The sequence below is a fragment of the Nevskia soli genome (assembly GCF_903970205.1).
GTDB lineage: Bacteria > Acidobacteriota > Terriglobia > Bryobacterales > Bryobacteraceae > Bog-113.
The window spans coordinates 17,726-30,122 of the sequence record NZ_CAJCHS010000131.1 but is presented as its reverse complement, the minus strand read 5'-3'; the positions used below and the strand labels follow the sequence as shown (position 1 = coordinate 30,122).

At 59.4% G+C, this 12,397-nt stretch carries 11 protein-coding genes; 9 read left to right on the top strand and 2 right to left on the bottom strand.

All coding sequences use genetic code 11. From position 1 onward, the window contains the following. The coding region (galT, locus tag H1Y01_RS05950; protein ID WP_180539447.1) for a galactose-1-phosphate uridylyltransferase at positions 1-917 on the bottom strand (917 nt) is incomplete at its 3' end. Positions 918-931: 14 nt separating this feature from the next. Beyond that, complete coding sequence (locus H1Y01_RS05945) at positions 932-1,444, bottom strand: YraN family protein (protein ID WP_219341314.1); 513 nt, start codon at positions 1,442-1,444, stop codon at positions 932-934. Between the two features lie 150 nt (positions 1,445-1,594). Between H1Y01_RS05945 and H1Y01_RS05940 the strand changes: the two genes are divergently transcribed. From H1Y01_RS05940 to H1Y01_RS05900, 9 genes are all read left to right on the top strand, one after another. Then, complete coding sequence (locus H1Y01_RS05940; protein ID WP_180539445.1) at positions 1,595-2,578, top strand: DUF3300 domain-containing protein; 984 nt, start codon at positions 1,595-1,597, stop codon at positions 2,576-2,578. A gap of 289 nt (positions 2,579-2,867) precedes the next feature. Beyond that, complete coding sequence (locus tag H1Y01_RS05935; RefSeq protein WP_180539443.1) at positions 2,868-4,124, top strand: redoxin domain-containing protein; 1,257 nt, start codon at positions 2,868-2,870, stop codon at positions 4,122-4,124. A 41-nt stretch (positions 4,125-4,165) separates the two neighbouring features. Beyond that, on the top strand, positions 4,166-6,214 hold the full coding sequence (locus H1Y01_RS05930; RefSeq protein WP_180539441.1) for a YncE family protein: 2,049 nt from the start codon (positions 4,166-4,168) through the stop codon (positions 6,212-6,214). Positions 6,215-6,438: 224 nt separating this feature from the next. Then, the gene (locus H1Y01_RS05925) at positions 6,439-6,993 is read left to right on the top strand and encodes a hypothetical protein (RefSeq protein ID WP_180539439.1); all 555 of its coding nucleotides are present in this window, start codon (positions 6,439-6,441) and stop codon (positions 6,991-6,993) included. Between the two features lie 237 nt (positions 6,994-7,230). Continuing rightward, positions 7,231-7,779 (top strand): DUF1572 domain-containing protein, encoded by a 549-nt coding sequence (locus H1Y01_RS05920; RefSeq protein WP_180539438.1) that lies wholly within the window; start codon positions 7,231-7,233, stop codon positions 7,777-7,779. A 73-nt stretch (positions 7,780-7,852) separates the two neighbouring features. After that, the gene (locus H1Y01_RS05915; RefSeq protein WP_180539436.1) at positions 7,853-8,197 is read left to right on the top strand and encodes an NIPSNAP family protein; all 345 of its coding nucleotides are present in this window, start codon (positions 7,853-7,855) and stop codon (positions 8,195-8,197) included. Positions 8,198-8,203: 6 nt separating this feature from the next. After that, the gene (locus H1Y01_RS05910) at positions 8,204-9,019 is read left to right on the top strand and encodes an isocitrate lyase/PEP mutase family protein (protein WP_180539434.1); all 816 of its coding nucleotides are present in this window, start codon (positions 8,204-8,206) and stop codon (positions 9,017-9,019) included. Positions 9,020-9,171: 152 nt separating this feature from the next. Further along, the gene (locus tag H1Y01_RS05905; RefSeq protein ID WP_180539432.1) at positions 9,172-10,773 is read left to right on the top strand and encodes a phospholipase C; all 1,602 of its coding nucleotides are present in this window, start codon (positions 9,172-9,174) and stop codon (positions 10,771-10,773) included. Between the two features lie 72 nt (positions 10,774-10,845). Further along, positions 10,846-12,372 (top strand): multicopper oxidase family protein, encoded by a 1,527-nt coding sequence (locus H1Y01_RS05900; RefSeq protein ID WP_219341313.1) that lies wholly within the window; start codon positions 10,846-10,848, stop codon positions 12,370-12,372. The last annotated feature ends 25 nt before the right edge of the window (positions 12,373-12,397 follow it).

Sequence of the window (12,397 nt, the reverse complement as noted above, 5' to 3'; positions counted from 1 at the left end):
CCCGCCATCTTGGTCAACCGCGGCATCAACTCGATGTGCCAGTGATAGAAATCGTTCACCGACTCCTGAATCGGCGCGGTATGGAGCACGAAGTTATAAGGCGGCCTTTCGAGCACCCGGTCTAACTTGCGAAGAGTCGAGCGCAGGACCCAACTAAGACTTTGCAAGTCCGATTGATCGCTTGCTTCGAAGTGAGATTGGTGGCGGCGCGGAAGTATCCAGGTTTCGAACGGGAACCGCGAAGCCCAGGGTTCGAGAACGACGAACTTGTCGGTCTCGGTGACCACTCTGCTGGTATCTTTGATCTCCTGCCGCATTAAATCGCAGAAGATGCACCGCTCTTTGTTGGCGAAGTAGTCGCGCGCGCCATCGATCTCTTCCTGGACGCGCTTGGGAACCACGGGAAGCGCGATGAGTTGCGAGTGCGGATGCTCCAGCGTAGCTCCGGCCGCGGCGCCGTGGTTCTTGCAGATCAGGATATAGCGCAATCGCCGGTCTTTTCGGAGGTCGATCATGCGCTCGCGAAACGCCCACAGCACGCGCACGAGTTGAGATTCCGGCATATCGGCGAGCGAATCGGTATGGACGTTGGTCTCGATGACGACCTCGTTGGCGCCCACGCCGTCCATCTTGTCGAACATCCCTTCGCCCTGACGGTTCAGGTCGCCTTCGATTCCGAGAATCGGGAATTTGTTGGGCACCACGCGCACCGACCAGCCAGGCTGATTGGGCCCGCCGCTGTCGCGAATCGCCAGGACCTCCGGCGGCGTTTTGGTTTCATGGCCGGTGCAGAAAGGGCAGAAGCGCCCAGGGGTGAATGAGACGCTCTCGCGAACGAAATCGCTTGGCCGCCGTGCACGGTCGGTGGCCACGATCACCCATCGATCGGTGACGGGGTCCTTACGAAGCTCAGGCAACTTTATAAATATACCTAGGCCCGCTTATCGAATGCGTTCGGGTGGATGCCGAACGCGTCCGGGTGGATGCCGAACGCGTCCGGGTAGTGTTGGATCACGGCCTTGGGGCCGTCCACCACGGCGACAACGTCGAACCGGACGTAGCCCCAGTCCACGTTCGCCCGCCGGGAGTAATCGCGGGCGGCATGGACGAGGCGGCGCTGCTTCTCGGGCGTGACGGCGCGGTCGGGGGTCGAGACGTCATCCGCCGTTCTGGTTTTCACTTCGACAAACACCAGATGCTCCTTGTCCCAGGCGACCAGGTCGATCTCATTGCCCCCGGCTGGAGCGCGATAGTTACGGGCCACGACGCGGAAGCCGCGCTTTTCCAGAAACCGGTGCGCATGGTCTTCGCCGCGGCGGCCGAGCGCGCGCTCCGATGTCATCGATCGGCGTTCGGCGCGATGACGCAGCGCGTCGGAAAGGAGAGCAAGGAGCCGCACAGCAGGTAGTAGAGCGCTCCCGTGGGTTTCTCGTGAAAACGTCACTTGAGCCGTATCACTTGAGCCGCATCATGAGTAAGCGTTAATGCGGCGGGTCGAAACGCAGGAATTTGCGAGACATCTATCAAGTGGGTGAGCAATTGCAGCGATCAGTTTGACGCCAACCCTAGACGCCGCCCAGATGGAGCTGAAGAAATGATTCGAAACATCGTTCCCAAATATATCCCGATTGCACTCGTAGCTGGAGCGCTGGCCGCGGCGCCGTCCGCCTTCGCGCAGGACTATCCGCCGCCCGCGCAACAGCAACCGCAGTATCCTCCCGCTCAGCAGTATCCGCCCCAAGGGTATCCTGCTCAAGGGCAGTATCCCCCGCCACAGGGCCAATATCCGCAAGCGCCATATCCTCAGGGATATCCGAACCAGGCGCCTCCGGGATATGGGCAGCAGGGTTATCCAGCTTTGATGCCGCCGCAGCAGATCGCACAATTGGTAGGGCCGATCGCGCTCTATCCGGACGGCTTGCTGGCGCAGGTGCTCACCGCATCCACGTTTTACAACCAGATTCCCGACGCTGCCGCATGGGCGAATGCTCACAGTTATCTCCACGGCGATCAACTCGCCGCCGCGATTCAGGAAGACCGGCTTCCGTTCGATCCAAGCGTGATTGCGCTGGTTCCATTTCCCAACGTGCTGAATTATATGGCGAGCAACATGGGTTGGACGCAGCAGCTGGGCGGCGCGGTTTTGGCGCAGCGCAACGATGTGATGGACGCCGTGCAGCAGGATCGCGCCCAGGCTTACAACTACGGCTACCTCCGCAGCGGCCAGTATGAAACCGTCATCTACGATCCCGGCAACATCCAGATTCTGCCGGTAACGCCGGGACTTTACTACGTTCCTTACTATGATCCGGCGATCGTGTTTTATGGTCCGCGTCCCGGCTTCTTCGTTGGCGGAGCGATCCGATTCGGCGGCGGCATCACCATCGGAGCCGCGTTTGCGCCTTGGGGCTGGGGAAACGTTGGATTTGCCTGGCGCTCGCATGGAATTCTGATCGATAACCACGCCTGGGGCCGAACTTGGGTGAACCGTGGGGCATACGTGCATCCGTACTCCGCGCCGGTGCATTTCAGCGGGCCGCGCGTGGAGCATCACGAGATGCACGCCGAACACAGATAACATCGGACCCAAACGACTGCTGTAAGAAGAGGCTGCTCCTCCAGAGTGGCCTCTTTTCGTCTACTTTAGCCGGCGACTATATGCTTTAGCGCTCTGCACCGCGTGGTAGTAGTCGAAAGCACAACTTACTCACGAGCGCGGCTCCATAAGATCAGTCGGTTCTGTTCGTTCGGGGCGCATGGGTTACAGAGCCGCGGCGGCGACGGAGCGGTTACTACCACGGGCTGCTAGATCAATTCAATCAGATCGCTCGCCCAAGTAGTAAGCTGAACCATCAGGGGCATCGTCTGTGAAGTTATTACTCTGCTTCGTCATCTCCGCATTGGCGGCTGCTTACTCCCAGTCTTCGATCTTGAACCCGAATATGCCCAAGCCCGGAGCGCCCGCGCCCGAGCTTGCTTTCACCCACCTCCTCCAGGCACCCGACGGCGCGAAGGCCGATTGGGCAAGCCTCCACGGGAAGGTTGTTGTGCTGGAGTTCTGGGCCACATGGTGTGCGCCGTGCATCGGCGAGATACCGGTGCTGAACTCGCTCGTTGCGTCGGTCGATCCGGCGAAGGTGCAGTTCATCTCCGTGGACGACGAAGATCCCGCGGATGTCGAAGCTTTCCTCAAGAAGAAACCAATCACCGGATGGATTGGCATCGATACCTCCCGAAAGGTGTTTGAGCGTTTCGGAGTCGAGTCGCGCCCGACGACGATGGTCATCGGTCCCGACGCGCGCGTGGTAAGTACGATCATTCGTCCGGAGGAACTGAAGGCCTCGCAGCTTCTCGCATTGGCCGATGGAAAGCCGGTTACCCTTGGCGGCGATGTCGACCCCAAGGTGAAGGCGGAACTGGAGAAAGCGACGGCGGAAGCCATCGCCGAACAAACCGGCGATACGAACGATGCCGCGGACGCGCTGTTTGAAATCAAACTCACGCCGGGAGATCCGGCGATCGGCGGCAAACAGCCGAATCCTCACATCATGATTTTCGGGCCCGGCCAGTTGGACATCACCAACGGAGCAGTTAAGACGTTACTACACGAGGGCACGGGTATTCTGCCGTCCCGGATTACTTCCGGCGCTGATGTTCCGGATACGCTTTATAAGTTGCATGTCGACGCGCCTGGTGCGGATCCGAAGCTACTCACGCAAGCGATCGAACTGGCAATCTCTACCGGCTGCCATGTACGCATCGAGCATCGTTCGGAGACGAAAGATGCGTACGTGCTTACTGCCGCGGCCGAGGCGCAGGCACATTTCACGAACACGCCTGGTTCCGGATTCGCTTCGTACGAACACAAATCACAGACGTTGCGCGCGCTCAACGCCACTCCCGATCAGATAGCCGGAGCGCTGGAACAGGTTCTCGGTAAACCGGTGGTGAACGAAACCGGTCTCAGTGGGGTCCTGAGGCTCAGTCTGAAGATAGATCCCAAAGACCTCGCTTCGGTGAATGAAAGCTTAACGTCGCTTGGACTCAGGCTCGCGCCGGGCAGACGCCCAATCGAATTAGTCATCTTGTCTCCCGCGCCGCCGCCAACTTTAGTGCGGCACTAGAATGCCAGGCTTTAGGCTATCGTGCGATGAGGAATCACCAGATGACCCGGACAAAGATTCTGCTTAGCCTTTCGTTGCTCTGCATAACGGCGCCGCTGCGCGCAGGGCATGTGTTTGTTACGGTGCCGGATGGGCCTGCTGCAGCTTCGACGTACAACCTGACGACGGGTCAATCGGTGCGTCAGCTTCCTACCGTGCCTTTCGCCCACAACATGGCTCTCTCGCCCGACGGAGCGCGGCTGTGGGTGTCGGTGCAGAGCATTGACGGTTGTGACTGCACGAATGAGATCGCGGTTTTCGGGGTCGCTGATGGTGCATTAAAAATGTCCGTTTCACTTCCGACCCTACCGTCGGCACTCTTCTTCGGCCCGAAAGGGGACCTTGTATACGTGCTTGGGGGCAGCGCCGGCGTATTCAGCGCCTCGTTGGAGTTGCTTGCAATCGAAGCGAGCACAGGAAACATCCTGGTCGACAAGCTATTTTCGAGTACTTACCTCGGGCAGGGTCCGTACTATAGCCTCTCGCCCAACGGCCAGGAGCTATACGTATCCACGTCTAACGACACCGATCAGATCTTGGCTTTCAAGCTCCCGTCGTTCGCGGTAAGTGGTACTTTGAATCTTGCGAAAGGCGAGACAGTCAATGGCGTCTCGGCTACATCGGACGGGGCCGGTTTGCTGGTAGCTGCTCAGAACGGCTCGAATTCGAGTACTTTGACGCTTTATAAAGCATCGGATTTCTCCATTCTCGATCGGGTGTCCACTACGGCTCCAGCTATCGCCGTTACAACGGCCAGCGGAAGTACCGCCTACGCGCTGACGTTACAGAACAACAGCTTGTCCCTCTTGACGATCGGCTTGCCCTCGCTTGAGCTGACGCCCGGGCCGGCAGTTCCCGGCTACGATGGGTACGGCGCCTTAGAGCTTCTTTTTACTTCGGACGGCACAAAGATGGTGGTTGCGGGCGGCATACTTGTTCCCGAGATTATTGATCTGGCGAGTGGGACCGTGCAGAATCAGTCGCTTCAGACGCCGGGGCCCTTGACTTACGGCCAGTTTTCGCCGGCCGGCGAGCTATGGCTGCTCAGCGCAGGCACCGGCCATTTAGCCGCCGTCGATACAACCACGCAGCAGGTAAGCCAAATTTCCGTGGGCCCGATGCCGGTCTTCGTCCTAACGGGAGGACCGGGCGAAGTCTACGTGATGTCGTGCGGCCCCGGGCAGTCGCTTCAGGTGGCCTTAGACGGTTACTGCCCGGGCTTTCCGGGAATGTACACCCAGATTCAAGGCTTCTCCCTGCCGGAAAACCAAATGCTTGTCAATCTTCTGCTCGACCAGCAAAACTCTAGTGATCCCGGGACGTTGGCGCTCGGCGGAGGCAATCTCTATCTGGATGACTCGACGGTCCTCCAGGCCTATAATTTGTCAACGGGACAATTTACTACGGTCGTCCCCTTCAGTGGTTACGGCGATTATCAATTGTTCATAGACGGCATATTGACTTCAGCCGCGGGAAATGTGTTATTCGTCGACCTCGATTGGGAGGATCTCTGCTGCGAACTTCTGCCGTCGACCTATGGGGCGACCCAACCAACTAGCGGGACGGGTGTTTACGACGCGGCCTCGGGCAAGATTATCGGGTTCTACCCTGTCGATAGTTTCAGCGACGGGATCGCGCTTGGGCCGGGCGGCCATATGCTCTATACGGGTACTGCGGACCTCAGCAATTCCACCAAAACAATCACGGCAGTTGACGTGGCTTCAGGGGCCGAAACCACTTACCAGGCTCCGATTACCTGGTCTCAATCCTTTACCGCCCTACAAGTTTCCCCCGATGGCAACACACTGTACGGATTGGTCGAGGAATATGCGAATCCCGGCTTAGAAGTTTTGGCGATGGACGCGGCCACGGGCACGGTGAACGCTTCGTATCCGGTGGATGCCTATTGGATGGTGCTGGCGCCGGACGGCAGCGCGCTTTACCTTTCCAACGGAACCAGCGAGCTTACGGTGATCAACACCACGTCCGGCGCGATGAGCCAGCTCCCCATCCCGGGCGGCACTGGAGCCCTCGCGGTAAGTGATTGGTGAGGACCGGCCATCACGCCGGTATCAGCGTCGCCACAGCGAGCATGGAACTCATGATTTGGGGGCTCAAAAGTCCTCTGCGAAAACTCAATAGAAACGGAGAGCGAGCGCAAGGCTGGATTCACCAGAACCGTACTTGACCAATCAACGTTGCCAGCCAAGTGATACACTTTCGCTGCCGGAATTTCTGGACTGAGGAAAGACAAATGAGAATGCGATGAGTACTTTTGCTACTGTCCGCGTCGCTGAGCAGCGGCACGGCGTTTGCCCAAAGCACGGGTATCTCAATCGCGAATCCGCTCTTTCTTGAAGATCAATTGTCGTGTTCGCCGGGCGCTGGATGCTACACATCGCAGAGTATCAGCGAGTGGCTGTGTGGTCCAGTCACCTCTATTGCAAAATTGTCTACGGAGCAATATCCAGCCGCACCACCCCAGGGAATTCTTGTCGCAGCGCTCGGATACACCCAGGGGACCGGGTCCATCCAGCAGACGCTTAGCGACACCGTTCAGGCCAATACCAACTACGTTCTTAAAATTGAGATCGGCGCACGTGCGGATGTACCGTTTACCGGTTATTTGGCGTCGCTCAAGGCCGGGAACGTGGTGTTAGCATCCAGCAGTAAAGCTACCCCAACGGGCGGCACTTTCGTTACGGATGCGATTACGTATAGCTCAGGCGCTAACCCTCCACAATTGGGAAAGCCGCTACAGATCTATGTCAAAAGTCTTGGGTTCGGACAAGTTAACATCAGGGCGGTGTCACTGACGTCAGAACAATAGCAAGTAAAGCGCGTCTCAGTTCTTTGGGCTTTAGCGCTGCCGCGCGAAGAGCTACTGTTCTGCTTCTTTCTTGCTTGCGCCAATTCCGGGGGACACCGGCGCCGTCGCGGTGAGTGAGTGTTGAGGGAAACGCGTGTGCCGGCGCGGACGACGGATTTGAACGGGCTTGGGCATAGCCTGCTGGCGTAGGTTATCGGGTTGATCAATCCCCACGCCCGCACAAGCGAGAATAGCAGCATGGCCCTGCAGTTCACCACTTCCTATCTAGCAGACTCAATCGCGCTCTTCCATTACTACAAGCAGCTAGCTGAAAGAGGCATGGCGCAAATCGACGACGAACAACTCTCCGCTGTTTTGGACGGCGAAATGAACTCGATCGCCGTAATCGTCAAGCACATGGCCGGCAATATGCGATCGCGATGGACCGATTTTCTTACCAGCGATGGCGAGAAGCCCGATCGCAATCGAGACTCCGAGTTCGAAGAACCGCCCGCTACCCGCGAAGCGGTTTACGCGCTGTGGGAAGAGGGCTGGCAGTGCTTGTTCAGCGCACTCGCGCCTCTTTCGGACGCCGACTTGAATCGAACCATAACCATTCGCGGCGAACCGCATTCGGTGATGCAGGCCATCAACCGCCAGGTCGCTCACTACGCCTATCACTGCGGGCAGATCGTGCTTTTGGCCAAACACTTCAACGCGGCGGAATGGAAGTCATTGAGCGTGCCGCGCAAACAGTCTGGGGAGTTCAACCGGCGCGTTCTTGCCGGAGAAGCCAGCCAACGGTAGCACTCCACACTTCGTTGGACAACGAAGCGTGCAGGTCCGGTACCCTGCAAACTGGTCCAAAGGAGAATTCTAGATGAACGTAACCTGCATCATCCGCTATCAGATCGATCCGTTTCAACGCGAGGCATTCCAAGAGTACGCCGATAACTGGGGACGCATCATTCCGCGCTGCGGCGGTCACCTGATCGGGTATTTCCTGCCTCACGAGGGTACGAACGACGTTGCCTGGGGACTAATCGCTTTCGATAGTCTGGCTTCTTATGAGGCCTATCGAGCGCGCTTGCGCACCGACCCGGAGGCGCGTGATAACTTCGGCATGGCTCAGACGAAGCGCCTGATCCTGCGCGAAGAAAGAAACTTTGTGCAAGCCGTCGATCGAACGCTGGGAGTTCCCGCAATCGTTGTCCCGCAAGCGTGAACCGCGATGCTCACTCAGGCTGAAAAAGGAAAGCTTTTTCGCGCTCTCCACGAGCGTGACGGCGCGTTCATTATCCCCAACCCGTGGGATCTCGGCACGGCGCGCCTGCTGGCCCATCTGGGTTTCGAAGCCCTGGCGACCACCAGCGCCGGCTATGCGTTCTCGATCGGGCAGCGCGATAGCACGGTTACCCGCGATCAAACCATAGAGCACGCCGCCGCTATCGTGTTGGCGACTGAGCTGCCCGTCAGCGCCGACCTTGAGAACGGTTTCGGCGATTCGCCCGAGAGCGTCGCGGCGACCATTCAGCGGGCGGCGGAAGTCGGTCTGGCGGGCGGCTCGATTGAAGACTTTCCGGGCCGGGCCGATGCCGCCCCTTATGAGATCGCACACGCCGCCGACCGGATCGCCGCCGCCGCTGAAATCGTACGCGGTCTGCCGTTTCCTTTCACTTTGACCGCGCGCGCGGAGAATTACATCGTGGGCCGACCCGACTTACGAGACACCATCGCGCGCCTGCAGGCTTACCAGTCCGCAGGCGCGGACGTACTCTATGCGCCGGGACTGACTAGTAAAGCCGATATCGAGTCAGTAGTCGGCGCCGTTGACCGGCCGGTAAACGTCGTCATGGGCCTGCAAGGCGTCCGATTGAATCTGGCGGAACTAGCGGCCGTGGGAGTCAAACGGGTGAGCGTGGGAAGCGCCTTGTCGCGCGCGGCACTCGGCGCGTTCCTTCGCGCCGCGCGGGAAATGCGCGACCATGGAACGTTTACGTTCGCGGACGAAGCGATCGGCTCGCGCGAGCTCAGCGCGATGTTGTAACACTCGCGGCCTACATACGCGTAAGCTTCCTTACAGCCCAATTTTTTGTAATCGTTTAGTAACGGATCTTCAGTTCCCTTGTAACTCTGGGTCGATAGTCTAACCATCGCGCCCACCTGGGCGCAAATTGCAAGCAGAGTACAAAAGGAGCTATGCGCCAAACCGTTTCGATTCTCTCCGCCGCACTGTTAGCGGCCATGCCGATGTTAGACGCGGCCACGGTAACATCAGCGACCCCGAGCGCCCCGGCCACGCCGATTCAGCACATCGTGGTCATCTTCCAGGAGAACGTGTCTTTCGATCATTACTTCGGAACTTATCCGGTTGCCTTTAACCCGCCGGGTGAGCCTGCGTTCACCGCCGCCCCCGGCACGCCGAATGTCAACGGCTTTACGGAAGGACTTCGCAACAACAACCCGAACCTGAACACGGCCAACGGATCGGGCGCAACCAATCCCTTCCGTCTGGATCGTTCGCAGGCCGCGACTGCCGACCAGGATCACGACTACACTCCCGAGCAGATGGCGTTCCATGGCGGTCTGATGGATCTGTTCCCGATGTCGGTTGGCACCGCCGGACCCCCGCCCAGCGCACCGCCCGCCGCAGTGACGACGACCGGTCTCACCATGGGCTACTACGACGGAAACACGGTGACCGCGCTGTGGAACTATGCGCAGAAGTATGCCATGAACGATAACTCGTTCGGGACGAACTTCGGACCCTCCACCGTGGGCGCGATCAATCTGGTTTCCGGCCAAACCAACGGCGTAACCGACATGGCGAACGCGTCGGGCGACACGGTTGACGGAGGCTTCGGTTCCACCACCGTGATCGGCGACCCCGATCCGATGGGCGATGTTTGCGCCGGTTCCGGCGTTGTTCAGATGGGCGGCCAGAACATCGGCGACCTGCTGAGCGCCCGCAATGTGACCTGGGGCTTCTTCTCGGGCGGATTCAATCTGAACATCGTCAATCCGGATGGCACCACGGGGTGCAGCCGCACCACGACTTCGAAAGTCACTAATACAACCAAGGCCGACTATATCCCGCATCACCAGCCTTTCCAATACTACCCGTCGACGGCGAACCCGACCCACGCACGGCCGACCTCCCTGGCCGCCATCGGCCACCAGGACGCCGCGAATCATCAGTACGATATCGATGATTTCTTTGCCGCCGTATCCGCCGGCAACTTTCCCGCCGTCAGCTTCCTCAAAGCACGCGGGTTCCAGGACGGCCACGCCGGCTATTCCGATCCGATCGATGAACAGGACTTCGTGGTGACCACCATCAACTTCCTTCAGAATCAGCCGGCCTGGAAGAACACCCTGGTCATCATCGCTTATGACGATTCGGACGGCTGGTATGACCACCAGATGAGTCCGATCGTGAATCAATCGGCGAGCAGCGCCGATGCCCTTCTTGGTCCGGGAAACTGCGGCACGGGAACGCAGGCTCTGCCCGGTCCCGTTCCGGCCACGATCAATGCCCAAGGCCGCTGCGGATATGGACCGCGCCTTCCTTTCATGGTGATCTCGCCCTACGCCAAGCCCAACTTCGTGGATCACACCCTTACCGACCAAAGTTCGATCATCCGTTTCATCGAAGACAATTGGCTCGGCGGGCAGCGGCTCGGCGGGGGCTCATTCGATGCCCTGGCCGGTTCCATCACAAACATGCTGAACTTCAGTTCGGCGGGGAATCTAGCGCCGTTCATACTGGACGCGAACACGGGACTCGTAGTATCGAAGTAGTTCCAGTAACTGGATAAGGAGTCATCGCGGGGCAGCCGCCCGGTTCCTGACGGCTGCCCCGCTCTTTTGTCTGTGCCTCTTACGCGACGTGCCTTTCTTCCCCTGCTTGGCGTTATCGGCCACGCACAACAGCCACTTACTCTCCATCCTGAATCGCTGACGCCGTTTCTGGAACCGCTGCCGCTGCTGCCCGTAGCCAAGCCGGTGGAATCCGGGCCGGTTCCGCGCTATCGGATCGCTATGCGAGAAATGCGTGTCGCGGTTCATCGCGATCTGCCTGCGGTGCGTGTCTGGACCTACGGCTCGACGTGGCCGGGCGCGACGATCGAAGCGCGCAGCGGCCAACCGGTTTCGATTGAATGGGTGAACCAACTTCCCACCAGTCATTTCCTGCCGATCGACCATAACTTGTGCGGCGCGGAGAAAACCAATCCCGCGGTGCGCAACGTGGTTCACGTCCATGGCGGACGCGTGCCGCCGGGCAGCGACGGGTATCCCGAGGCCTGGTACACGCCCGGCCATGCGGAGACCCATCGCTATCCGAACGGTCAGGAAGCGACGGCGCTCTGGTATCACGACCACGCCATGGGGATTACGCGGTTGAACACCTACGCGGGCCTCTTTGGCTTCTATATCGTCCGCGATGATTTCGAAGACCGGCTGAACCTGCCGCGCGGCGCGTACGAGATCCCGATGATTTTCTGCGATCGGAGTTTCACGCCCGACGGGCAGCTCTTCTATCCCGACTCCGGCCAGCCAAACGCGCCGTGGGTACCCGAATTCTACGGCGACGCCGCGCTTGTCAACGGCAAGCTCGCGCCGTACCTGGAGGTGCAGCCGCGCCGTTATCGCTTCCGTTTCCTGAATGCTTCCAACGCCCGGTTTTATCGTTTCGAGATACCCGGCTTATCGCTGATGCAGATCGGCAGCGATCAGGGACTGCTCCCCGCTCCGGTACCGATGAAGCGCGTGATCGTGGCGCCCGGCGAGCGGGTCGACCTGATCGTCGATTTCGCGGGGCTCGCGGGCGAGCGCGCGGTGCTGAAGAGCGGGCCCACCGAGTTGTTGCAGTTCCGCGTCGCGGCTGGGAAGGTAGATGACACGAGCCGCCTTCCCTCGTCTCTGCGCACCGTCCGCCGGATCGCGGAGAGCGAAGCCGTCACCACGCGAGAACTCACGCTGGGCGAGGTGGATAACCTGGTTGCCGCGCCGATGCGCATGCTGCTCAACAACACCCATTGGGCGATGCCCGTCACCGAGAAGCCGCGCTTGAATTCGGTCGAAATCTGGAGCCTGATCAACCTCACCGACGATTCGCACCCCATCCATCTGCATCTGGTGCGATTTCAAATTCTGGACCGGAGACGCTTCGATGCGTTTGCTTTCCGGAATGGCGGCGGACTCCGGTACTTCGGCAATGCGATGCCCGCGGCCGCCAACGAAACCGGCTGGAAGGACACGGTGCAGGCGGACCCTAAGCTGGTGACGCGCATTATCGTTCCGTTTGAAGGCTATTCGGGGCGCTATGTGTGGCACTGTCACCTGGCCGAGCATGAAGACAACGAGATGATGCGGCCCTACGACGTTTTGCCGGCGTGACGTTCTGGCGTTTCGGGTGCATCAA

What these genes read in the sequence shown, in the direction of transcription:
- H1Y01_RS05940 (WP_180539445.1), top strand. Translation starts at nt 1,595, where the DNA reads ATGATTCGAAACATCGTTCCCAAATATATCCCGATTGCACTCGTAGCT.
- H1Y01_RS05930 (WP_180539441.1), top strand. Translation starts at nt 4,166, where the DNA reads ATGACCCGGACAAAGATTCTGCTTAGCCTTTCGTTGCTCTGCATAACG.
- H1Y01_RS05920 (WP_180539438.1), top strand. Translation starts at nt 7,231, where the DNA reads ATGGCCCTGCAGTTCACCACTTCCTATCTAGCAGACTCAATCGCGCTC.
- H1Y01_RS05915 (WP_180539436.1), top strand. Translation starts at nt 7,853, where the DNA reads ATGAACGTAACCTGCATCATCCGCTATCAGATCGATCCGTTTCAACGC.
- H1Y01_RS05910 (WP_180539434.1), top strand. Translation starts at nt 8,204, where the DNA reads ATGCTCACTCAGGCTGAAAAAGGAAAGCTTTTTCGCGCTCTCCACGAG.
- H1Y01_RS05905 (WP_180539432.1), top strand. Translation starts at nt 9,172, where the DNA reads ATGCGCCAAACCGTTTCGATTCTCTCCGCCGCACTGTTAGCGGCCATG.